Here is a 22754-nt window from a genome sequence, read left to right on the forward strand (position 1 = left end):
GGAGCCACTGCGGAGCATTGGCGACCGACGACAACGCCGCGAGGTGCGGTGTCCAGGCGTCACGAGCCCAGCAAGATCCGAACGAGAGGCCCTAGGCTGCGAGCGCGAGGCCGGTACGGCGGACCGGGTCGGCATGATCGGCGGCCCGGTCCGCAGTACCGGCCTCGTCGGCTCGGCCGGTCGTGCCGTCGTTGACGGTGGTGACCCGGGCGGTGTCGGCCTTGGCCGTCAGGTCGGTCCGGTCGGCGGCCTGGTGCGGAAGGACCGCGGTCTCGTCGGGCCCGTCCGTGACGTCGGCCGGGTCGGACACGAGTGCGGCGGTCAGGCGGCGTACGGAGGGCGAGGCGCCGTGCGCTTCGGCCCGGATGCGCTGCTTGATGGTGGGCGGCAGGGACCGTGCGTAGCCGGATGTCCATGCCGGTGCGCAGCAGCGGGGCGCGGGAATCGGCGCGACGGCCGGAGCGGCTGTGGCGGTGGCCTGGCCCGCGTACACCGTAATGGCGGCCTCCGGCGTGCGCTTCAGGCCGAGAGCGGTGAGGATCGCGGACAGGAGAGAGAAGAAGGCGGTCCAGAAGTGTGTGACCTTGTGCGTGACCGTGACGGCAGCCATGGCCCCTCGCTTTCGGGTTGAGCGATCTACATACCTTTCTCATGATGTGTACGCATCTCGGGATCCCGGGGAGCGACGCCGCAGCTGTGCAGTTCTTCTGATGAACACCACCCGTACGGCTCAGGCGGCCGCGGGATGTGGTCCACAGGGCCGCCTGTCATGGGCAGGGTGACGAAGCCTCAGGACCGAGTCGGACCCCTCTTACGGGAGTGGGGCCGTATCGGTCGGTCAGGTCAGTCCCAGATGGGCTCGGAGGCGGCGGAGTCCCAGATCGGCTCCTGCGCGGCGGCCACGGTAGTGGTGGCTGCGGGGCCGCTCGCCGCCATGTCGGGACGGTGGCCGACCGGTTCGGCCGGCGCACCACGATCGCGGTGTCGATGTTCGGCAGCAGCGCGGCGACGGCCGACGTCCCGCTGACCGACGGGCGCCCGGAGATGTACTGCTCGGCGATGAGCCGACCGATCGTGAAGAACGACCCCCACTGCAGGTCGGTACGGGCGCGCAGCGCCTCCACCTCCGCCCACGCGGCCATGGCCTGCTTCGGCCCGTCGATCCGTACGACATCCCTGGCTCGCCGTCCCCACCCTGCTGATCGCCTGGCGGACCCGGAACTTCTACCTCACGATCGCCTTCGGCATCGGCTCCCTCGCGCTGCTGGGCTCCTCACCTCATGACCGACCCTCGGAACACCGGCACGAACGAAACCCCCTGACCGCATGTGCGCAGGTCAGGGGGTTCATCGGTGCGCCCCGGGGACAAACGCCCCGTTTCTGACAAAACACCCCTCTGACCACGTTTCTCCAGGTCAGAGGGGTGCAAGAGAGTGGAGCCTAGGGGAGTCGAACCCCTGACATCTGCCATGCAAAGACAGCGCTCTACCAACTGAGCTAAGGCCCCGGGACGTCCGCTTCGCGGCGCGTGCCGCAGACCAGAGTACCGGGTACCTGGGGGTGCCCCGCAAAAGGTTGGGGACTCCCGGTGGACGACCACTCTCCGTAAGATGCTGGACGAGGTTCGCAGCAGCGAACCGACGCGATGGGGAGACGCAATGGATGCAGCACAGCAGGAAGCGACCGCGAGAGCCAGAGAGCTTCAGCGCAGTTGGTACGGGGAGCCTTTGGGGGCGCTCTTCCGTAGGCTCATCGACGATCTGGGCCTGAACCAGGCCCGCCTGGCCGCGGTGCTCGGGCTGTCTGCCCCGATGCTGTCCCAGCTGATGAGCGGCCAGCGCGCCAAGATCGGCAACCCGGCCGTGGTCCAGCGCGTCCAGGCCCTGCAAGAGCTGGCCGGGCAGGTCGCCGACGGCAGCGTCAGCGCGGTGGAGGCCACGGACCGGATGGACGAGATCAAGAAGTCGCAGGGCGGCTCGGTCCTCACCGGCACCAGCCAGACGACGTCCAGCTCCGGCGGGCCGACCGTCCGCCGCGTGGTGCGGGAGATCCAGTCGCTGCTGCGCTCCGTCGCGGCCGCCGGCGACATCATCGACGCCGCCGACTCCCTCGCCCCCACCCACCCCGAACTGGCAGAGTTCCTCCGGGTGTACGGCGCCGGGCGCACCGCGGACGCGGTCGCCCACTACGAGTCGCACCAGAGCTGAACGAAGCAGAACGCCGGAACGGGTGACTGGGAGCGGGCGCAGCGCAATGGGTGAGGTCTTCGCTGGTCGGTACGAGCTGATCGACCCGATCGGACGTGGTGGTGTCGGCGCCGTCTGGCGGGCCTGGGACCACCGCAGGCGCCGCTATGTCGCGGCCAAGGTGCTGCAGCAGAGCGACGCGCACACCCTGCTGCGCTTCGTGCGCGAGCAGGCGCTGAGGATCGACCACCCGCATGTCCTCGCCCCGGCCAGCTGGGCGGCCGACGACGACAAGGTGCTGTTCACCATGGACCTGGTGACCGGCGGGTCGCTGGCGCACGTCATCGGCGACTACGGCCCGCTGCCGCCCCGGTTCGTCTGCACCCTGCTCGACCAGCTGCTGTCCGGACTTGCCGCGGTGCACGCGGAGGGGGTCGTGCACCGCGACATCAAGCCGGCCAACATCCTGCTGGAGGCCACCGGGACCGGGCGGCCGCACCTGCGGCTGTCCGACTTCGGCATCTCCATGCGCAAGGGTGAGCCCCGGCTGACCGAGACCAACTATGTGGTGGGTACGCCGGGTTACTTCGCGCCCGAGCAGATGATGGGCGCGGAGCCCGACTTCCCGGCCGACCTGTTCGCGGTCGGCCTGGTCGGGCTGTACCTGCTCCAGGGGCAGAAGCCGGATTCCCAGGCGCTGATCGAACACTTCGCCGCGTACGGCACGCCCCGTGCCCCGCAGGGCATTCCGGAGCCGCTGTGGCAGGTCCTCGCGGGCCTGCTCCAGCCCGATCCGGGGTCCCGGTTCCGTACGGCCACGGGCGCGCGCAAGGCGCTGACGTCGGCGGTCGAGATGTTGCCCGCCCCGGCGCAGGACGAGGAGCCGGTCGAGGTCTTCGACCAGATCGGACCGCTCCCGGCCGGCTTCGGCCCCGAGGGCCCGGTGAAGCCCCGCTCCGCCGAGCCGTCCGCCGCGCAGCCGTCCACGCCCCCGCCCTCCCTGCCGGAGCATCAGCCCCCGGCCCCGTCGGAGACGGGCAGCTTCCACCTGGCCCCGCCGCCCCGGCAGCCGGCGCCGTCGCCGCACCCGGCGACACCCACAGCACCCACGGCACCCACGGCACCCGCGACAGCCGCGCCGCCGCCCCAGCCCGCGGCGCACCCCACGCCTCCCTCCAGGCCCGCGAGCACGCCCGCGAGTGCACCGGTCGCCGCTCCCGCCCATGTGCACGCGGCCTCCCCCCACCAGCCGACCCCCCACCACGCCGCCGCTCCGGATCTCGCCCACGCCGGGACCGCCGCGGTTCCGCACGCCTCCGCCGCCACTCGCCCGTACACCGGCCACGTCCCGCAGGTTCCGGGCCCCGTCCGGCCGCCCGCGGGGAAGCGGCCGGGACCGCCCCCGAAGGTGACGGTCCCGGTGCTGATCGTGGCCCTGGTCTGCTTCGCGGTCGGCATCTGGGCGCTCACCCAGACCTGAGCGCGCCCGCCGCCGCCCCGCTCACCAGGCGGTGGGCGGCCCGTACTGCGACGGCCCCGCGTCCACCGCCGCCGACCGGGCCGCGTTCCGCCGGGCCACCAGCGTCCACGCGGCCAGCCCCAGTACGAGCACCGTGCCGGTCCCAATACCGGCTGCGGCGATCAGTTTCATCGTGCCGCTCTTCGCCGCCTCCGGGCCGCTCAGGCCGTCCGCCGCCGCGTCCTGGTCCGACTCCGTGACGTCGAAGATCCCCGGCGGCCCGTCGTACGCCGGACCCGCCTGGGGCTTGCCCTCCACACTGACCCGCAGCGTCAGCCCGTACGGCTTCTTCCCGAACTCCTCGCCCACCTTGGGGCTCAGGCTGACGCGCAGGTAGTACCAACCCGCGAAACGCGTGTTCACGAAGTCGGAGCTCGCGTCGAAACGGTTCTCGTACTTCACCGGCGTCATCGGTTCGAGGTCGGCCGACTTCTGCTTGCCGTCGTACGAAACCGAGTTGGAGCCGGACACCTCGCCCTGCATCGGGTTGTACAGCGTCATGTCGAGGGCGCTGCCGACGAAGCCGTCGCCGGACGAGCTGCCGAGGTCGGCGCTGGCGAAGACCTGCTGGCCCCAGTCCAACGGCACCCGGTAGAAGAGCGACTGGCCGGGCTGGATCCGGTCCGTCCACTCGCCTTCCGTGAGGCCGGTCGCATCGGAGAAACCCGCTCCTCCGGCCCGCTCCCGCGGCCCGCCCGCCGGTGGCGGGGGCGAGGCGCTGGGCCAGTTCTCGGGGGCGGCGGTCGGCCCCTGCGCCTTCAGCCCGGGCTCCAGCCGGTGCCGGATCTCCAGGTCCCACGCCTCGGGGGTGGAGGGGGCCTTGCTGTTGCGCTCGATGACGACGTAGTACACCCCGGCCTCCTGGCAGGAGGAGCTGTCCCGCTTCAGCGTCCGGTGCGCATAGGCGGCGAGCGGCCGGGGGAACTCCGCCGATCCGAAGCGCGCCTCGTTGGAGCTGCAGTCATAGCCGTTCCGGTCCTGGAGAGACACCTTCAGGCTGTCGAAGGTGCCGACCTTGCTGCCCGGTTCCGGCACGGCGACGGCGGAGACGTACGCGTTCGTCTTCGCATCCAGGTCCAGGCGGTAGGTCAGCTCGGTACCGCCCTTGATGGCGTCCTTGTACGTCGCGCCCGCGTCGAGCCGGGGCGCGTCGACGGTGCTCCCCGCGCCGTGGATCGGTTCGATCCCGTCGGCGAAGACGTACCCCCCGGACGAGCCGGCCGCAGCGGCCCGCGCCGCACCCGCGGCCTGCCCCGGAGCCGCCCACACCTGCCCGGACGGCACCGCCGTCACGCACACCGCCGCCAGCACCGCCGACACGACCGACGCCGCCCGGCCGGCCTTGCCGCCCCTCCGCCTCATCACGCGCTTCCCCTCGTCCTCTCCGTGGCCGCCCGGCGCCGCGGCAACCGCAATGCCGGTCCATCCTGCCCCGCCCGTCCCGCCGCTGTCTGCGCGCCCGGCCGAATGGTCCCGCTTGTCCTCACGGCCGGCTGCGGGCGGCCACCCCGTCGCCCTGTACGGCCACCCAGGCGTCGGGTCGTACGGCGCCACACAGGTCTTCACGCCCTGCCCGGCAACCGGCCGGCAGCGGCACCGGCGATCTCACCGCCCAGCCCGTCCACACGGGCCGGCCGGGCGGTCCGGCCGAGGATCGGCACCATTCCCGTCGCCTGGACGAACCGGTACGACGGCGTCCGCGCCACCCGTCGCCGACGGCGTTCCCGCGAGCCGGCCCGGCAGAAGACCCGTCCACCTTTGCCCCTGCAAGCAAATTATTTGCTTAGGCGAATTCAGGGGACTGTGCGTCACGGTACGGCGACAGCACGGAAGGACCCGCAGAAAGCAAAGGGCCCCTGCCGCTCTTCAGCGGCCGGGGCCCATTCGCAGACTGCTTGCGTGCGACTCACACACCGGAACCTGCGGGCACGGAGTCGGTCGCCTCCGTCCACAGATCCTGCTCGGCGCGATCCGCCTGGATCTGGCGGTACACGAGGAGCCCGCCGATGGCGGCCAGTGCGACCAGGAGAAGCTTCTTCACCGCGCGACCTCGTCTTTCATTGACGTGGGAGACCTTCTGGCGCCCGACTATACACACCGACCGATACCGATCGGTGACCTACTTCCCGCCCAACTGACTCCCCGTGCAAAGCGATCGGCCCGGACGGAGATTTTCTCCGTCCGGGCCGATCGTCACTGTGGGGCTAACAGGATTTGAACCTGTGGCCTCATCCTTATCAGGGATGCGCTCTAACCAACTGAGCTATAGCCCCTCCGCGCTGCGCGCTGACCTCTGAAGATTAGCGCACGGAGCGGCGTCTTCCCAAATCCGCTATTCGTCCTCGGCCAGCGTGAGCTCGACACCGCCCACGAAGCCGGCCGACAGGTTGTAGATGAAGGCGCCCAGCGTCGCGAGGGCCGTGGCCAGGACCACGTCGATGACGGCGATCACCGACGTGAAGACCAGGACGCGCGGCAGCGACAGGAACGACTGGAGATCGAAGCCATTGTGCTCGTTGGAGCCCGTGGCCTCGCTGATCGTGCCGCCGACGGTCGAGAAGACGCCCATCGCGTCCATGACCATCCACAGCACCGCCGCCGCCACCACCGTGCAAATGCCCAGCGCGATGGAGAGCAGGAAGCTGACCTTCATCACCGACCACGGGTCGGCCTTGGCCACCCGCAGTCGTGCCTTGCGGGTACGGGGCGTCGTCTTCGCGCCCGTACGCGGTCGGCGCACCGCGCCGCCCGTGGCACCCGTGGTGCCCTTGCCCCCGCCCTGCGCGGCGTACGCCTGCGGCGGGTGGTACGGCTGCGCCGTCTGCTGCCCGGATCCGGGCCGCTCGGCGGGCAGCGGACCGTCGTCGTACGTGGTCACCGTAACCCCCTGGGAGTCCGTGGCAGGGCCACGGGCACCGTTCGTTCCGGAAGCGGCCGATCCGGCGCCCGTGGCCTTACTCACGCTTTACTCCTCGTGCTCCCCGGTCGAGGGCTCCGTGCCCTCGACTGCCTCGACCGCGGCGCCGCTCTCTGCGGCGGCCTCGGTGTCTACGACCTCGTCGGTCACGTCGGTCCCGTCGATGTCTTCGGGCCCGTCGATTCCGTCGGCCCCTTCGACCTCTTCGGCCTCGCGACCGGCCTCGGCGTTGCGGGCGATGCCGACGACGGCGTCGCGCTTGCCCAGGTTGATCAGTTGGACGCCCATGGTGTCACGGCCCGTCTCCCTGACTTCGTTGACTCGCGTACGAATCACACCACCGGACAGCGTGATGGCGAGGATCTCGTCCGTCTCCTCCACCACCAGCGCGCCGACGAGCGAGCCGCGGTCCTCCACGATCTTGGCAGCCTTGATGCCGAGGCCGCCACGACCCTGGACGCGGTACTCGTCGACGGCGGTCCGCTTCGCGTACCCGCCGTCCGTCGCGGTGAACACGAACGTACCGGGCCGGACCACATTCATCGAGAGCAGCTCGTCGCCCTCGCGGAAACTCATGCCCTTCACGCCGGAGGTGGCACGGCCCATGGGGCGCAGCGCCTCGTCCGTCGCGGTGAACCTGATCGACTGCGCCTTCCGGCTGATGAGCAGCAGATCGTCCTCCGCCGACACCAACTCCGCGCCGATCAGCTCGTCGTCGCTGCCGTCCTCCTTCTCCCGGAGGTTGATCGCGATGACGCCGCCCGAGCGGGGCGAGTCGTAGTCCTTCAGGGACGTCTTCTTCACCAGGCCGGCCTTGGTGGCGAGCACCAGGTAGGGCGCCGCCTCGTAGTCGCGGATCGCGAGGATCTCGGCGATCTGCTCGTCCGGCTGGAAGGCCAGCAGGTTGGCGACGTGCTGGCCGCGGGCGTCACGGCCGGCGTCGGGCAGCTCGTACGCCTTGGCCCGGTAGACCCGGCCCTTGTTGGTGAAGAACAGCAGCCAGTGGTGCGTGGTGGAGACGAAGAAGTGGTCGACGATGTCGTCTTCCTTCAACTTCGTACCGCGCACACCCTTGCCGCCGCGCTTCTGCGAGCGGTAGTCGTCGGTCTTCGTGCGCTTCACATAGCCGCCACGCGTGATCGTGACGACGATGTCCTCCTCGGCGATCAGGTCCTCCATGGACATGTCGCCGTCGAAGGGGATCAGCTTGGAGCGGCGGTCGTCGCCGAACTTCTCGACGAGCGCGGCCAGCTCCTCGCTGACGATCTGGCGCTGGCGGGACTCGGACGCCAGGATCTTGTTGTACTCGTTGATCTTGGCCTGGAGCTCGTCGTGCTCGGCGACGATCTTCTGGCGCTCCAGGGCGGCGAGGCGGCGCAGCTGCATCTCGAGGATGGCGTTGGCCTGGATCTCGTCGATCTGGAGCAGGCCCATCAGGCCCTCGCGCGCGACCTCGACCGTGTCGCTGCGCCGGATCAGCGCGATGACCTCGTCGATCGCGTCCAGCGCCTTGAGCAGGCCGCGCAGGATGTGCGCCCGCTCCTCCGCCTTGCGCAGGCGGAACTTCGTACGCCGGACGATGACCTCGATCTGGTGCGTCACCCAGTGGCGGATGAACGCGTCCAGCGAGAGGGTGCGCGGTACACCGTCGACGAGCGCCAGCATGTTGGCGCCGAAGTTCGTCTGGAGGTCGGTGTGCTTGTAGAGGTTGTTGAGGACGACCTTGGCGACCGCGTCCCGCTTGAGGACGATCACGAGCCGCTGGCCGGTCCGGGAGGACGTCTCGTCACGGACGTCGGCGATGCCGCCGATCTTGCCGTCCTTGACGAGGTCGGCGATCTTCTGGGCCAGGTTGTCCGGGTTCACCTGGTACGGAAGCTCCGTGACCACCAGGCACTGGCGGTTCTGGATCTCCTCGACCTCGACGACCGCGCGCATCGTGATGGAGCCGCGGCCCGTGCGGTACGCCTCCTCGATGCCCTTGCGGCCGACGACGAGGGCGCCGGTCGGGAAGTCGGGGCCCTTGATGCGCTCGAGCAGCGCGTCCAGGAGCTCCTCGTGGGTGGCCTCGGGGTGCTCCAGCGCCCACTGGGCACCGGCGGCGACCTCGCGCAGGTTGTGCGGCGGGATGTTGGTCGCCATACCGACCGCGATACCGGCCGAGCCGTTGACCAGGAGGTTCGGGAAGCGCGCCGGCAGAACCGTCGGCTCCTGGTTGCGGCCGTCGTAGTTGTCCGTGAAGTCGACGGTCTCCTCGTCGATGTCCCGGAGCATCTCCATGGCCAGCGGCATCATCTTGCACTCGGTGTACCGCATGGCGGCGGCCGGGTCGTTGCCCGGGGAACCGAAGTTGCCGTTGGAGTCCACCAGCGGCATGCGCATCGACCAGTGCTGGGCCAGGCGGACCAGGGCGTCGTAGATGGAGGAGTCGCCGTGCGGGTGGTACGTACCCATGACGTCACCGACGACGCGGGCGCACTTGTAGAAGCCCTTCTCGGGCCGGTACCCGCCGTCGTACATCGCGTAGAGCACGCGGCGGTGGACGGGCTTGAGACCGTCCCGGACGTCGGGCAGCGCGCGCGACACGATGACGGACATCGCGTAGTCGAGATACGAGCGCTGCATCTCGGTCTCGAGCCCGACGGGCTCGACGCGGAGGCCCACACCGGGGACGGGGGGCTCCGCCTCGGGCGTCACGACGACCGGGGTGCTGGGCGTGTCAGGAGTGTCAGGGGTGTTCTCGTCGGCCATTGCTGGTCTTCAATCCTTTCGTACGGTCAGCTGAGACCGACTCAGATGTCGAGGAAGCGGACGTCCTTGGCGTTGCGCTGGATGAACGAGCGCCGCGCCTCCACGTCCTCGCCCATCAGCACCGAGAACAGGTCGTCGGCCTGGGCCGCGTCGTCCAGCGTGACCTGGCCGAGCACCCGGTGGTCCTGGTCCATGGTGGTGATGCGCAGTTCCTCGGCGTTCATCTCGCCCAGACCCTTGAAGCGCTGGATGGAGTCCTCGCGGATGCGCTTGCCGTTCTGCTTGCCGAGCTCGACGAGCGCGTCGCGCTCACGGTCCGAGTAGGCGTACTCGAAGTCGTCCCGGCCCCACTTGATCTTGTACAGCGGCGGGCGGGACAGGTAGACGTGCCCGGCCTCGACCAGCGGCCGCATGAAGCGGAAGAGGAAGGTCAGCAGCAGGGTGTTGATGTGCTGGCCGTCGACGTCGGCGTCCGCCATCAGGATGATCTTGTGATAGCGGAGCTTCTCGATGTCGAAGTCCTCGTGCACACCGGTACCGAAGGCGGAGATCAGCGCCTGGACCTCGGTGTTCTGGAGGATCTTGTCGATCCGCGCCTTCTCGACGTTCAGGATCTTGCCTCGGATGGGCAGGATGGCCTGGAACTCGGGGTTACGGCCGGACTTGGCCGAGCCACCGGCGGAGTCACCCTCGACGATGAAGATCTCGCACTTCGACGGGTCGTTCGACTGGCAGTCGGACAGCTTGCCCGGCAGCGAGGCGCTCTCCAGCAGCCCCTTGCGGCGGGTCAGGTCCCTCGCCTTACGGGCGGCGACGCGGGCCGTGGCGGCCTGGATCGACTTGCGGACGATGTCCGCGGCCTCGTTCGGGTTGCGGTCGAACCAGTCGTTGAGGTGCTCGTGGACGACCTTCTGCACGAAGGTCTTGGCCTCCGTGTTGCCCAGCTTGGTCTTGGTCTGACCCTCGAACTGGGGCTCTCCGAGCTTGACGGAGATGATCGCCGTCAGGCCCTCGCGGATGTCCTCGCCCGTGAGGTTGTCGTCCTTCTCGCGCAGCAGCTTCTTGTCGCGCGCGTACCGGTTGACCAGACCCGTCAGAGCGGCGCGGAAGCCCTCTTCGTGCGTACCGCCCTCGTGGGTGTGGATGGTGTTCGCGAACGAGTACACACCCTCCGTGTACTGCGAGTTCCACTGCATCGCGATCTCGACCGCGAGCAGGCGATCCTTGTCCTCGGCCTCGACCGAGATCACCGTGGGGTGGATGAGCTCGCCCTTGCGCGAGTTCAGGTACTTCACGAAGTCGACGATGCCGCCCTCGTAGTGGTACGAGACGGTCCTGGCCGGCGCCTCCTCCGCGGTCTCCGCGGCGTCCGGGTCGTCGGCGTTCATGGTCGCCTTGGCCGACTCGCGCTCGTCGGTCAGCGTGATCCGCAGGCCCTTGTTGAGGAAGGCCATCTCCTGGAAGCGGCGCGAGAGCGTCTCGAAGGAGTACTCGGTCGTCTCGAAGATGTCCGGGTCCGCCCAGAACGTCACGGTCGTACCGGAGTCCTCGACCGCCTCGTGCTTGGCGAGCGGGGCGGTGGGGACGCCAAGCTTGTAGTCCTGGGTCCAGCGGTAGCCGTCACGCTTGATCTCGACCGACACCTTGGTGGACAGCGCGTTCACGACGGACACGCCCACGCCGTGCAGACCACCGGAGACGGCGTAACCGCCGCCGCCGAACTTGCCGCCCGCGTGCAGGACGGTGAGCACGACCTCGACGGCCGGCTTCTTCTCGACAGGGTGGATGTCCACGGGGATACCGCGGCCGTTGTCCACGACCTTGACGCCACCGTCCGCGAGGATGGTCACGTCGATGGTGTCCGCGTGCCCTGCCAGGGCCTCGTCGACGGAGTTGTCGACGACCTCTTGTACGAGGTGGTGGAGTCCACGCTCACCGGTCGAGCCGATGTACATGCCGGGCCGCTTGCGAACCGCGTCCAGACCCTCGAGGACGGTGATCGCGCTGGCGTCGTACGACGAGGTGACCTCGCCGTTCTCGCCGGCAGCAGTGGACGGAATGTTCTCGTTGGGGTTGCCGGAATCGGCCACGAAGCGCCCTTTCTGGCACAGCACAAGCCGTCTCTCCGGGCATCCGGGAGCGGCTGCGTCGTTCGACATGTTCCGCAGTGGGCGGGATTACCTACCAGTCTACCGGTAGCACTGACATTAATGGGGGCTTGCCGGTGCCTGAGTCCGCATGTGCCGCCCTGAACCGGCGCCGACCGACTCCCCATATCCGGGAAGGGGCTCCAAGAGCCTCACGCCGCCACTCAGCGCTTCGGCCTGTCAACCTCCAGCAACGGTGACGACCGCCTCACCGCGCCCCCGGCCCCCGCACGCCCCAGGGGCCTCCGACGGGGCAAGCGGCCGACCGCGGAACGCCCCGTCACCCGGGGCGGGATGCGGCAGGGGGAGGGGACGTGGAAGGGGGCGGGGCTGGGCTCCGGCCCGGAGGTTCGGCCGGGGATTCGGCCGGCGGCAGAGGGGAGCGGCCGGAGGTTCGGCCGGAGGGAGCCGGGCCGGAGGGAGCGGTCGACGGGAGCGGTCGGCGAGGGGCTCGGGGGCCGACCCCGGCTTCGTACGTCCGCACAGCGAGGCGCCCGCCCGGCCCGCCCCTCAGCCGTACGTGTCGCCCGGCCCCGTGCTGCCCGGCGCCCGAAGAGGCCCGCCGTATCCGCGCCGGGGCCCGCCCGGCCCCAGCACCTTGATCACCCGTACCGTCCCGTGCCCCAGGTCCTCGTTCAGCCGGGCCACCAGCCGCGGAGCCAGCAGCCGCAGCTGGGTGGCCCATGCGGTGGAGTCGCACTGCACCGTGAGCACACGCTCCTCAGGGTCCTCGTCGTACCGCAGCGGCAGGCAGTGCTTCGCCAGGTCCTCGCCCACGATCTGCGGCCACCGCCCCATCACCCCGCCCACCGCGGCCGGGGTCTCCCACCCGCGCTCGGTGATCAGCCGGTTGATCGCGGCGCCCAACGGCAGCGGATCGCGGCCGTCGGCCCGCGCGCCCGAGCGCAGTCCGCCACCCCGACGAGCCTGCTTCTTCTGCTGCGCCGCCGCGCCCCGCGCCTTCGCCTGCTCCTTCGCCGCACGCAGCGCGACCCGTGCCAGGTCGACCCCGGACGGTTCCGGTACCGAAGGAACAGAAGGACCCGACGGAACCGAAGGCTCCGGCAGAGGATCAGTGGTCACAGCCGCTCCACCGACCCCTCCGACACCTCGTACCGCGCCCCCGCGAGCACCCCCGGCACATCGTCGTCGACCGCCGCCGTCACCAGCACCTGCTCGCCCGGGGCGACCAGCTCCGCCAGCCGCTCCCGGCGCCGGGCGTCCAGCTCCGCGAAGACGTCGTCGAGCACGAGCACCGGCTCGTTGCCCTCACCGCGCAGCAGGTCGTAGGAGGCCAGCCGCAGCGAAAGCGCGTACGACCAGGACTCGCCATGGCTGGCGTACCCCTTCGCGGGCAGCTCGCCCAGCTTGAGCACCAGGTCGTCGCGGTGCGGCCCCACCAGCGTGACGCCCCGCTCGATCTCCTGCTTGCGCACCTCCGCCAGCGCGGCGAGCAGCCCCTCGTACAGGGCCTCCCGCCCGTGCGCCCCGGACACGGCGCCCTTGTACTCCAGCGCCACCGGACCGCCGCCCGGCGCCAGCTGCTCGTACGCCTTGTCCGCCAGCGGCTGCAGCGTCGCGACCAGGTCGAGGCGCTGCGCCAGCAGCTCCGCACCGACCCGCGCGAGGTGCTGGTCCCACACGTCCAGCGTGGACAGGTCCATGGAGCGGCCGCCGTGCCGCCGCGCCATGGCCGCCGACTTCAGCAGCGTGTTGCGCTGCCGCAGCACGCGCTCGTAGTCGGACCGTACGCCCGCCATCCGCGGGGACCGCGCCGTGATCAGCTCGTCCAGGAAGCGCCGCCGCTCGCCCGGATCGCCCTTCACCAGAGCCAGGTCCTCGGGCGCGAACAGCACCGTCCGGACGATCCCCAGCACATCGCGCGGCCTGACCTGGGACGACCTGTTGATACGGGCCCGGTTCGCCCGGCCCGGGTTGAGCTCCAGCTCGACCAGCTGCGACCGCTCGCCCTGCCGGACCGCCGCCCGGATGATCGCCCGCTCGGCGCCCATGCGCACCAAGGGCGCGTCGGACGACACCCGGTGGCTGCCGAGCGTCGCCAGGTACCCGACCGCCTCGACGAGGTTGGTCTTGCCCTGCCCGTTGGCGCCCACGAAAACGCTGACGCCCGGATCGAGAGGGACCTCGACCCGGGCGTACGAGCGGAAGTCGGCCAGCGACAGATGCGTGACGTGCATGGTGTGCGCCGACCTTCCCCCGGCATGCCGTGCACCGCCGGGTGCACAGCCTGTGGATCTACTTCTTGGACTCGACCGCGTGGCCACCGAACTGGTTGCGCAGCGCGGCGATCATCTTCATCTGCGGCGAGTCGTCCTGACGGGAGGCGAACCGCGCGAACAGCGACGCGGTGATCGCCGGCAGCGGGACCGCGTTGTCGATGGCGGCCTCCACGGTCCACCGGCCCTCGCCGGAGTCCTGTGCGTAACCGCGCAGCCCGTCCAGGTGCTCGTCCTCGTCCAGTGCGTTGACCGCCAGGTCGAGCAGCCAGGAGCGGATGACCGTGCCCTCCTGCCAGGAGCGGAAGACCTCGCGTACGTCGGTGACGGAGTCGACCTTCTCCAGGAGCTCCCAGCCCTCGGCGTACGCCTGCATCATGGCGTACTCGATGCCGTTGTGGACCATCTTCGCGAAGTGGCCCGCGCCGACCTTGCCCGCGTGGACGGAACCGAACTCGCCCGCGGGCTTCAGCGCGTCGAAGACCGGCTGGACCTTCGCCACGTTCTCGGCGTCGCCGCCGTACATCAGCGCGTAGCCGTTCTCCAGGCCCCACACGCCGCCGGAGACGCCGCAGTCGACGAATCCGATGCCCTTCTCGCCCAGCTCGGCCGCGTGCTTCTCGTCGTCGGTCCAGCGGGAGTTGCCGCCGTCGACGACGACGTCGCCGGGGGAGAGCAGCTCACCGAGCTCGTCGATCGTGGACTGGGTCGCGGCACCGGCCGGAACCATGACCCAGACGACGCGAGGGCCCTTGAGCTTGCCCACAAGCTCCTCGAGGCTGTGGACATCGGCGAGGTCAGGGTTGCGGTCGTATCCGATGACGGTGTGACCCGCGCGGCGGATGCGCTCGCGCATGTTGCCGCCCATCTTGCCGAGACCGACGAGACCGAGCTCCATCAGAGATTCCTCAATCGTTGTGTGCGGAGAGTTCGTACCCGCGTCCGAGCCTACGCCCGGATGCGGGCGCACACCTGTGGGGTCAGGCGCTCATCAGGCGCCTGGTCAGCCACTCAGGCGCACCGCCCCCACGGCGGGCTCAGCCGCTCAGCCGCACCGGCATGATCAGGTACTTGTAGGCCTCGTCGGCCTCCGCGTCCACGGCGGGCTTGCCGCTCAGCAGCGCGGGCTTCGTGGAGGTGGTGAAGGAGAGCTGGGCGACCGGGGAGTCGATCGCACTCAGGCCGTCCAGCAGGAACGTCGGGTTGAAGGCGATCGAGATGTCGTCGCCCTCCAGCTGCGCGTCCACACGCTCCACAGCCTGTGCGTCGTCGCTGGAACCGGCCTCCAGGATCAGCACACCCTGCTCGAAGCTCAGTCGGACCGGCGTGTTCCGCTCGGCCACCAGCGCCACACGCTTCACGGCCTCGACGAACGGCGCCGTCTCGATCACCGCGACCGAGTTGAACTCGGTGGGGAAGAGCGTCCGGTACTTCGGGAGGTCGCCTTCGAGCAGGCGGGTGGTGGTGCGCCGCCCCGCGCCCTCGAAGCCGATCAGGCCCTCGCCCTTGCCCGAGCCCGACAGCGCCAGCGTGACGGTGTCGCCGCTCGTCAGCGCCTTGGCGGTGTCCAGCAGCGTCTTGGCGGGCACCAGGGCGACCGCGGAGGCGTCCGGGGACTCCGGCTTCCACAGGAACTCACGGACTGCGAAGCGGTAGCGGTCGGTCGACGCCAGCGTGACCGTGTCGCCCTCGATCTCGATGCGCACGCCGGTGAGGACGGGCAGCGTGTCGTCGCGGCCGGCCGCGATGGCGACCTGGGCGGCGGCGGAGGCGAAGACCTCACCGGGCACGGTGCCGGTCGCGGTCGGCATCTCCGGCAGTGCCGGGTACTCCTCCACAGGCATGGTGTGGAGGGTGAACCGGGACGAGCCGCAGACCACGGTCGCCCGTACACCGTCTGTGGAAATCTCCACCGGCCGGTTGGGGAGGGCGCGGCAGATGTCGGCGAGGAGACGGCCGGAGACGAGGACGGTGCCGTCCTCCTCCACCTCGGCCTCGACCGAGACCCGCGCGGAGACCTCGTAGTCGAAGCTGGAGAAGCTGAGCGCGCCGTCCTCGGCCTTCAGCAGAAGGCCCGCGAGTACGGGCGCCGGCGGACGGGCCGGGAGGCTACGGGCCACCCAGGCCACCGCCTCCGCGAGTACATCGCGCTCCACCCGGATCTTCACCGGAACCGCCTCCTGCTGTTGCTGGCTCTTATCTCGACTGCGGGAACCAGTCTGACGCACGCCGCCGACAGTCGGTGCGGCTCGGGGTCAAGTCGCGACAAGAGGCACCGGGCGCTCCGGGGCCGAGTTGTGCACAGGCCCCGCTTCGAAGCGGATTTCCCGGTAACTCTGAGTGGGAGTAGTAGTAGGGCCTGTGGAAACGGTGGATAACGCCATCCACGCAGGTCACACCCCGTTTTTTGTCCACCGCGCCTGTGGGCGGGACCGGTGGACAACCACCCCTGTCTGTGGACGCGGGAAAGTTCTGCACACCCGATGCACAGCACAGGCCGACTTCTCCCCAGCGCCGTCCCCAGTTTTACCCAGCTTCCCCACAGGCCAACCGACCACCTTGGTGTGACCGCTTTCACTCGGCGCGGTGAGGCCGGGCGTTTCGTTGCCGAACAGTGGACAGCGGTGTGGAGAAGCTGTGGACCATGGACCGCTGCCTGTGGGCCGCCGGTGGACAACCGCGAAAGCGGCCTGTGGACGAGTGCGGCGTCCACAGCCTGTGGAGCACGGTCGGCCACAAATCCACAAGCAGGTGACCTGCAAAGATGTGATCTCCACACCCAAGCCTGTGGACGCTGTCTGGACAACTTCACAGTCCCCAGCCTGTGGATTGAAGATCGTCGCCAGAGCTGTGGAGAACCCGGTGACCGACCGAACTATTCGAACAGCGCAGGCGCGACACAGGGTGCGGACAACGACGAAGGGCGTCCCGGGACCGTGTCCCGGGACGCCCTCGATCCGTCCCCCAGCTCGAATCAGCCGTCCCTCGGCGCGCAGCGCGCACGAAAGTTCTTCGGCTGTCCTGGGATGGCGCGTGCCAAGCGGCGCACCGAAGGCACGGGTGCGCGGCTGTCCGGCTGTCCGGTACGGGCGGTACCCGGCCAGTCGGGGACGCGGTGCAGGGCCGTCGGCTCCGTCGGCGAGCCGTCGCGTACACGCACACGTGCGTGACCGCCTTCTCATCGCCCCGCACCCGGCAACGCACCCGGCAGCCGCTCCCGGCGAGCCGGCCCGTGGGGCGCCGTTCCCTGGGACCGTCCCGGGTAACCACCCCCGACCGACCCCGTCAGGGGCCCGCCCGGGGCTCCGGCAGGGACCGGCTGTCCTCAGCCGTTCTTGATGCGGTTGGTGAGTTCGGTGACCTGGTTGTAGATGGAGCGTCGCTCCGCCATCAGCGCCCGGATCTTCCGGTCGGCGTGCATCACCGTCGTATGGTCACGCCCGCCGAACTGGGCACCGATCTTCGGAAGCGACAGGTCGGTCAGCTCCCGGCACAGGTACATGGCGATCTGGCGGGCCGTCACCAACACGCGGCTGCGCGACGATCCGCACAGGTCCTCGACCGTCAGCCCGAAGTAGTCGGCGGTGGCCGCCATGATGGCGCCGGCCGTGATCTCCGGGGCGGCGTCCTCACCGCCTGGGATCAGGTCCTTCAGCACGCCCTCGGTCAGCACCAGGTCGACCGGCTGCCGGTTGAGGCTCGCGAACGCCGTCACCCGGATCAGCGCGCCCTCCAGCTCTCGGATGTTGCGCGAGATGCGGGAGGCGATGAACTCCAGGACCTCCGGCGGGGCGTTGAGCTGCTCCTGCACCGCCTTCTTGCGGAGGATCGCGATCCGCGTCTCCAGCTCCGGCGGCTGCACGTCCGTGGTCAGACCCCACTCGAAGCGGTTGCGCAGCCGGTCCTCCAGGGTCATCAGCTGCTTGGGCGGCCGGTCCGAGGACAGGACGATCTGCTTGTTGGCGTTGTGGAGCGTATTGAAGGTGTGGAAGAACTCCTCCTGCGTCGACTCCTTGCTCGCCAGGAACTGGATGTCGTCGACGAGCAGGATGTCCACATCGCGGTAGCGCTTGCGGAAGGTGTCGCCCTTGCCGTCGCGAATGGAGTTGATGAACTCGTTGGTGAACTCCTCCGAGCTCACGTACCGCACCCGCGTACCGGGGTAGAGGCTGCGCGCGTAGTGCCCGATCGCGTGCAGCAGGTGCGTCTTGCCGAGTCCGGACTCCCCGTAGATGAAGAGGGGGTTGTACGCCTTGGCCGGCGCCTCCGCTACCGCGACGGCGGCCGCGTGCGCGAACCGGTTGGACGACCCGATGACGAAGGTGTCGAACAGGTACTTGGGGTTGAGCCGCGCGTGCGGCTCACCGGGCCGGCCGCCCGCGGCTCCGGCGCCCGTCCCCGTGCCGCTCGCCGCGCCCCCGGGGCGTTGGCCGGGGCCGTCCGGGAGCTCGCGCCGGTCGCCGCGCGGCTGGTCGTACGGAGAGGGGTCGGACGGCTGCGGACCGCGGTAGTCGTGGTGCGGCTGCTGCGGGCGGGGCGTCGCATACGGGTCGCGCTCCTGGAAGCCGCCGAGCCGCGGCTGCTGCCAGGACAGGTCCTCCTGGGTGCGCGGCCAGGAGCCCGGCTCGGGGCGCTGCTGCTGGTACTCGGGGTAGGCGGGGCGCACGGTCGGCAGCCCGTCGTCGGGCATGGGCCGGTGCCCGTAGCCGTCGTACTTCTCGTACGGCTTGTCGTACGCCTCGTTCTGCTGCCGCTCGTCGTACCGGGGCTGCTGAGGCTGCTGTCGGCCGGGCGCCGAGGGGGCGGGCGGCGGGTCGCCGGCGGAGTCGTCGACGGTGATCGCGATCCGGATCGGGCGGCCGCACTCCCGGCTGAGCGTGTCGCTGATCAGTGGGGCGAGACGGCCCTCCAGGACACGCTTGCCCCATTCATTGGGGACGGCGAGCAGCGCGGTGTCCGCCACCAGGGCCAGCGGCTGGCAGCGCTCGATCCACTGCTTGTCCTTCGGCTCGATGCCCTGCTGGCCCTCGCCGAGAAGCTGCTCCAGCACTCGTGGCCACACTGCGGCAAGATCAGCAGGTACGTCAGCCACAAGGCACGCTCTCTCACAGGTCCCACGAATGTGTGGTTCTCGGGACGGGATGGAAGGACAGGCAGGAAAGGAATCCGAGTTCAGCCACGGTAGTCGCGGCGGCTCACGTGGTTCAAGTTGTTGTCCACAGCCTGTGCATAGTGGACCACGACACCGGGCCGGTTTGACCGGATGGCGTAGCCGCGCGTACCGTAACCAGGTCGAGTTGTCGATGGCTGCTGCCGCCTGCCTCCGATGGGCAAAGATCACGGTCAGTGATCGTGAAAGCGGTGCACTCGGGCGTATTGCGAGCTACTCGTGGGCGCACGGTGACAGCCAGGCGATGTCCCGCCACCACCCGAATCATTTCTGGAGCCCCCGAGTGAGCAAGCGCACCTTCCAGCCGAACAACCGTCGTCGCGCGAAGACCCACGGTTTCCGTCTGCGCATGCGTACCCGCGCCGGCCGCGCCATCCTGGCGAACCGCCGCAGCAAGGGTCGCGCCAACCTGTCCGCCTGATCGCTTAAACAGGTCATGACGTGCTGCCTACCGAGAATCGGCTGAGGCGGCGCGAGGACTTCGCGACCGCGGTACGCCGAGGACGCCGGGCCGGCCGCCCGCTCCTCGTCGTCCACCTAAGAAGCGGTGCAACGGACCCGCACGCGTCAGGGGAGAGCGCTCCCCCGACACGTGCGGGTTTCGTCGTCAGCAAGGCGGTGGGCGGCGCGGTCGTGCGTAACCAGGTGAAGCGCAGACTTCGCCACCTCATGCGCGACCGGCTGCCTTCACTGCCCCCCGGTAGCCTGGTGGTAGTACGAGCGCTGCCCGGAGCGGGCGACGCCGACCATGCACAGCTGGCCCGAGACCTGGATGCCGCCCTTCAGCGGTTGCTGGGAGGGGGCGCGCGATGAAGTACCCGCTGCTGGCTCTGATCAAGCTGTACCAGTGGACGATCAGCCCGCTGCTCGGCCCCGTCTGCCGGTACTACCCGTCGTGTTCCCACTACGGATTCACGGCCATCGACCGGCACGGCGCGGTCAAGGGCACAGCCCTGACCGCCTGGCGCATTCTGCGGTGCAACCCGTGGTCGCCGGGTGGCGTGGACCATGTTCCCCCTCGTAAGCGCCCGCGCTGGCACGAAATGCTGCGCGATGCGCTGCGCGGCGGCAAGGGCGGGAACTCCGCCGAGACGAGCCCGGCCGCAGAGACCTCGCCCAATGCTCAAGGAGCCTGATTAGTGGACACGATTGCCAGTCTGTTCAGCTTCATCACCACACCCGTCTCGTGGATCATCGTCCAGTTCCACAAGCTGTACGGGGCGGTTTTCGGACCCGACACGGGCTGGGCCTGGGGTCTGTCGATCGTGTCCCTGGTGGTGCTGATCCGGATCTGCCTGATCCCGCTCTTCGTGAAGCAGATCAAGTCGACCCGGAACATGCAGGCGCTCCAGCCGAAGATGAAGGCGATCCAGGAGCGCTACAAGAACGACAAGCAGCGTCAGTCCGAAGAGATGATGAAGCTGTACAAGGAGACGGGCACCAATCCGCTCTCCTCGTGCCTTCCCATCCTGGCGCAGTCGCCGTTCTTCTTCGCTCTGTACCACGTGCTGTCGAAGATCGCCTCGGGTGACACGATCGGTGTCCTCAACCAGGACCTGGTGAACAGCGCCCGTGAGGCCCATATCTTCGGCGCGCCGATCGCCGCGAAGTTCATGGACGACCCGGGCAAGGTCGAGGCGCTCAACGCCTCGCTGACGGATGTCCGCATCGTCACCGCGGTCATGATCGTCCTGATGTCGCTGTCGCAGTTCTTCACCCAGCGCCAGCTGATGCAGAAGAACGTCGATCTGACGGTGAAGACCCCGTACATGCAGCAGCAGAAGATGCTGATGTACATCTTCCCGGTCATCTTCGCCGTGATGGGCATCAACTTCCCGGTCGGTGTCCTCGTCTACTGGCTGACCACCAACGTGTGGACCATGGGCCAGCAGATGTACGTGATCAACCAGAATCCGACCCCGGGCAGCAAGGCGCAGGACCACTACCTGCAGCGCCTGGTGAAGAGCGTCACCTCCCACGGTGAGGTTCGCGGTCGTCGGCGGCGCGCCGTCGTCCAGGCCATCGTGGCCAAGGGACCGGACCGCAACGACAACGAGCGCAAGTTCGTCACCGCCCTTGCCAAGGCCGGGTTCACCGCGCAGGCCGACGGTTCCGTGCAGAAGGTCGACCCGGCCACCGCCGAGGCGGAGAACGCGGCCGCGACCCGGCGCCAGCAGCCCAAGCGCCAGCCCAAGGCGAAGCGCCAGGCCGGGGGCGCTCAGCAGTCCACGGCGAAGACGTCCCTGGAGAAGTCCGACGAGCCCCAGGACACCAAGCCGACGCAGGCGGCCAAGCCCGCCGGTGGTTCCGCACGCCAAGCCAAGACCGGACAGCGCAAGGGCCAGCAGCGGCCCAAGCACCCGTCGTCCAAGAAGTAGAAGGAGTCCATCCGTGACGGAAGGCACCACCTCCGCCGCCCAGGGTGGCGACACCCTGACCCGCCTGGAGCAGGAGGGCGAGATCGCGGCCGACTACCTCGAGGGCCTGCTCGACATCGCCGATCTCGACGGCGACATCGACATGGACGTCGAGGCGGACCGCGCCGCGGTCTCGATCATCAGCGACTCGGGCAGCCGCGACCTCCAGAAGCTGGTGGGCCACGACGGCGAGGTGCTGGAGGCGCTTCAGGAGCTGACGCGTCTCGCTGTGCACCGGGAGACCGGTGACCGCAGTCGGCTGATGCTGGACATCGCGGGGTTCCGGGCCAAGAAGCGCACCGAGCTCGCCGAGCTGGGTGCCCAGGCCGCCGACGAGGTGAAGAGCACCGGTGAGCCGGTGAGGATGAAGCCGATGACCCCGTTCGAGCGCAAGGTCGTGCACGACGCGGTGGCCGCCGCCGGTCTGCGCAGTGAGTCCGAGGGCGAGGAGCCGCAGCGCTTCGTCGTCGTACTCCCTGCCTGACCACCCCTCGTAGTGTCGGCCCCGTCTGTTCGCAGACGGGGCCGATCTTGTCAGCCTGATAGTCACTGATCACTGGGATCAGCACCCAGTGCGGTCATGCGGTACGGAAGGACGGTTCCCGTGACGGAGGCAGAAGAGCTTCCCCATGCGCCTCAAGAAGCGCGGACGGTTTTCGGTGAGTTCTTCCCCGAGGCTGTCCGGTACGCGGAGCTCCTCGCGGACGCGGGCGTCAAGCGTGGCCTGATCGGCCCCCGGGAGGTCCCGAGGCTGTGGGAGCGGCACCTGCTGAACTGCGCGGTGCTCTCCGAGGTCGTGCCCGAGGGGGTCACGGTCTGCGATGTCGGCTCCGGAGCCGGCCTGCCCGGCATCCCGCTGGCCTTGGTCCGCCCCGACCTGAAGATCACCCTTCTTGAGCCGCTGCTTCGCCGTACGAACTTCCTCCAGGAGGTCGTGGAACTGCTCGGCCTGGACCATGTGACGGTGGTGCGCGGACGTGCCGAGGAAGTCCTCGGCAAGCTGCCGCCCGTCCATGTCGTCACGGCGCGTGCCGTCGCCCCGTTGGACCGGCTGGCCGGTTGGGGCGTGCCTCTGCTGCGCCCCTATGGAGAGATGCTGGCACTCAAGGGCGACACGGCGGAGGAAGAGCTCCAAGGCGCCCGGGCCGCATTGAGCAAGCTGGGTGTCGTGGAGACCTCAGTCCTCCAGGTCGGCGAAGGCATCGTCGACCCGCTGTCGACCGTCGTGCGGGTGGAGGTCGGCGAGAGCCCTGGCGGCGTGCGATTCGCCGCCAAGCGAGCCAAGGCGGCCAGGACCTCCCGACGCCATCGTTGACGCCTGGTTGATCCTCATACGTACGCATTTCGGAGTGTCGTGACGCCCGGACCCTGCGGCGAGTGCATCAATGTTTCACGTGAAACGTCGCTCAC

General features: G+C 69.4%; 19 protein-coding genes and 2 tRNA genes. 8 read left to right on the forward strand and 13 right to left on the reverse strand.

Annotated elements, in window-relative coordinates; translation table 11 throughout:
• Positions 1-91 precede the first annotated feature (91 nt).
• Together ABT360_RS22500 and ABT360_RS22505 are read right to left on the reverse strand one after the other, a co-directional pair.
• Complete coding sequence (locus ABT360_RS22500; protein ID WP_351819285.1) at positions 92-610, reverse strand: DUF6344 domain-containing protein; 519 nt, start codon at positions 608-610, stop codon at positions 92-94.
• 824 nt (positions 611-1434) lie between these two features.
• Positions 1435-1507 (reverse strand) — tRNA-Ala (locus ABT360_RS22505).
• A gap of 151 nt (positions 1508-1658) precedes the next feature.
• Between ABT360_RS22505 and ABT360_RS22510 the strand changes: the two genes are divergently transcribed.
• Positions 1659-2207: a helix-turn-helix domain-containing protein gene (locus ABT360_RS22510; protein ID WP_351819288.1), complete on the forward strand. Its 549-nt coding sequence runs from the start codon at positions 1659-1661 to the stop codon at positions 2205-2207.
• Positions 2208-2253: 46 nt separating this feature from the next.
• Positions 2254-3666 carry a serine/threonine-protein kinase gene (locus tag ABT360_RS22515; protein WP_351819290.1) on the forward strand — a complete coding sequence of 471 codons (1413 nt, stop codon included), beginning with the start codon at positions 2254-2256 and terminating at the stop codon, positions 3664-3666.
• A 21-nt stretch (positions 3667-3687) separates the two neighbouring features.
• Here the strand turns inward: ABT360_RS22515 and ABT360_RS22520 are convergent, their stop codons facing one another.
• The 11 genes from ABT360_RS22520 to dnaA all read right to left on the reverse strand — a co-directional run bounded on the left by ABT360_RS22520 (position 3688) and on the right by dnaA (position 18849).
• The gene (locus ABT360_RS22520; protein ID WP_351819293.1) at positions 3688-5067 is read right to left on the reverse strand and encodes a hypothetical protein; all 1380 of its coding nucleotides are present in this window, start codon (positions 5065-5067) and stop codon (positions 3688-3690) included.
• 544 nt (positions 5068-5611) lie between these two features.
• Positions 5612-5746 (reverse strand): DLW-39 family protein, encoded by a 135-nt coding sequence (locus ABT360_RS22525; RefSeq protein WP_003958712.1) that lies wholly within the window; start codon positions 5744-5746, stop codon positions 5612-5614.
• A 158-nt stretch (positions 5747-5904) separates the two neighbouring features.
• Positions 5905-5978: transfer RNA gene (locus ABT360_RS22530), tRNA-Ile, on the reverse strand.
• Between the two features lie 59 nt (positions 5979-6037).
• Positions 6038-6667, reverse strand: coding sequence for a DUF3566 domain-containing protein (locus ABT360_RS22535; protein ID WP_351819296.1), 630 nt, complete (start codon positions 6665-6667; stop codon positions 6038-6040).
• Between the two features lie 3 nt (positions 6668-6670).
• Positions 6671-9373, reverse strand: a complete 2703-nt coding sequence (gyrA, locus tag ABT360_RS22540) for a DNA gyrase subunit A (RefSeq protein ID WP_351819298.1) — start codon at positions 9371-9373, stop codon at positions 6671-6673.
• Positions 9374-9414: 41 nt separating this feature from the next.
• On the reverse strand, positions 9415-11487 hold the full coding sequence (gene gyrB, locus ABT360_RS22545; RefSeq protein WP_351819301.1) for a DNA topoisomerase (ATP-hydrolyzing) subunit B: 2073 nt from the start codon (positions 11485-11487) through the stop codon (positions 9415-9417).
• Positions 11488-12030: 543 nt separating this feature from the next.
• Complete coding sequence (locus ABT360_RS22550; RefSeq protein ID WP_444852305.1) at positions 12031-12603, reverse strand: DUF721 domain-containing protein; 573 nt, start codon at positions 12601-12603, stop codon at positions 12031-12033.
• Positions 12600-13718: a DNA replication/repair protein RecF gene (recF, locus tag ABT360_RS22555; protein ID WP_351819304.1), complete on the reverse strand. Its 1119-nt coding sequence runs from the start codon at positions 13716-13718 to the stop codon at positions 12600-12602. Before recF ends, ABT360_RS22550 begins: the two co-directional genes overlap by 4 nt.
• A gap of 58 nt (positions 13719-13776) precedes the next feature.
• The gene (gene gnd, locus ABT360_RS22560) at positions 13777-14655 is read right to left on the reverse strand and encodes a phosphogluconate dehydrogenase (NAD(+)-dependent, decarboxylating) (RefSeq protein ID WP_351819307.1); all 879 of its coding nucleotides are present in this window, start codon (positions 14653-14655) and stop codon (positions 13777-13779) included.
• A gap of 139 nt (positions 14656-14794) precedes the next feature.
• A complete protein-coding gene (gene dnaN, locus ABT360_RS22565; protein WP_126884177.1) occupies positions 14795-15925 on the reverse strand; it encodes a DNA polymerase III subunit beta in 1131 nt (376 codons plus the stop codon).
• A gap of 1157 nt (positions 15926-17082) precedes the next feature.
• Positions 17083-18849 carry a chromosomal replication initiator protein DnaA gene (gene dnaA / locus ABT360_RS22570; RefSeq protein WP_351819310.1) on the reverse strand — a complete coding sequence of 589 codons (1767 nt, stop codon included), beginning with the start codon at positions 18847-18849 and terminating at the stop codon, positions 17083-17085.
• 361 nt (positions 18850-19210) lie between these two features.
• Here dnaA and rpmH point away from each other — a divergent pair, with 361 nt between their 5' ends.
• The 6 genes from rpmH to rsmG all read left to right on the forward strand — a co-directional run bounded on the left by rpmH (position 19211) and on the right by rsmG (position 22659).
• Positions 19211-19348 carry a 50S ribosomal protein L34 gene (rpmH, locus tag ABT360_RS22575; RefSeq protein ID WP_018846094.1) on the forward strand — a complete coding sequence of 46 codons (138 nt, stop codon included), beginning with the start codon at positions 19211-19213 and terminating at the stop codon, positions 19346-19348.
• A gap of 20 nt (positions 19349-19368) precedes the next feature.
• Complete coding sequence (gene rnpA / locus ABT360_RS22580; protein ID WP_290111070.1) at positions 19369-19740, forward strand: ribonuclease P protein component; 372 nt, start codon at positions 19369-19371, stop codon at positions 19738-19740.
• The gene (yidD, locus tag ABT360_RS22585) at positions 19737-20063 is read left to right on the forward strand and encodes a membrane protein insertion efficiency factor YidD (protein WP_073756493.1); all 327 of its coding nucleotides are present in this window, start codon (positions 19737-19739) and stop codon (positions 20061-20063) included. Before rnpA ends, yidD begins: the two co-directional genes overlap by 4 nt.
• A 3-nt stretch (positions 20064-20066) precedes the next feature.
• Positions 20067-21305, forward strand: coding sequence for a membrane protein insertase YidC (yidC, locus tag ABT360_RS22590; protein WP_351819314.1), 1239 nt, complete (start codon positions 20067-20069; stop codon positions 21303-21305).
• Between the two features lie 13 nt (positions 21306-21318).
• Complete coding sequence (locus tag ABT360_RS22595; protein ID WP_351819317.1) at positions 21319-21828, forward strand: Jag family protein; 510 nt, start codon at positions 21319-21321, stop codon at positions 21826-21828.
• A 120-nt stretch (positions 21829-21948) separates the two neighbouring features.
• A complete protein-coding gene (rsmG, locus tag ABT360_RS22600; protein WP_351819320.1) occupies positions 21949-22659 on the forward strand; it encodes a 16S rRNA (guanine(527)-N(7))-methyltransferase RsmG in 711 nt (236 codons plus the stop codon).
• Positions 22660-22754: the final 95 nt, after the last annotated feature.

Source organism: Streptomyces sp. NPDC000229, assembly GCF_040300825.1.
Lineage (GTDB): Bacteria > Actinomycetota > Actinomycetes > Streptomycetales > Streptomycetaceae > Streptomyces.

What these genes read in the sequence shown, in the direction of transcription:
- ABT360_RS22510 (WP_351819288.1), top strand. Translation starts at nt 1,659, where the DNA reads ATGGATGCAGCACAGCAGGAAGCGACCGCGAGAGCCAGAGAGCTTCAG.
- yidD (WP_073756493.1), top strand. Translation starts at nt 19,737, where the DNA reads ATGAAGTACCCGCTGCTGGCTCTGATCAAGCTGTACCAGTGGACGATC.
- gnd (WP_351819307.1), bottom strand. Translation starts at nt 14,655, where the DNA reads ATGGAGCTCGGTCTCGTCGGTCTCGGCAAGATGGGCGGCAACATGCGC.
- ABT360_RS22520 (WP_351819293.1), bottom strand. Translation starts at nt 5,067, where the DNA reads ATGAGGCGGAGGGGCGGCAAGGCCGGCCGGGCGGCGTCGGTCGTGTCG.
- recF (WP_351819304.1), bottom strand. Translation starts at nt 13,718, where the DNA reads ATGCACGTCACGCATCTGTCGCTGGCCGACTTCCGCTCGTACGCCCGG.
- ABT360_RS22500 (WP_351819285.1), bottom strand. Translation starts at nt 610, where the DNA reads ATGGCTGCCGTCACGGTCACGCACAAGGTCACACACTTCTGGACCGCC.
- ABT360_RS22515 (WP_351819290.1), top strand. Translation starts at nt 2,254, where the DNA reads ATGGGTGAGGTCTTCGCTGGTCGGTACGAGCTGATCGACCCGATCGGA.
- gyrA (WP_351819298.1), bottom strand. Translation starts at nt 9,373, where the DNA reads ATGGCCGACGAGAACACCCCTGACACTCCTGACACGCCCAGCACCCCG.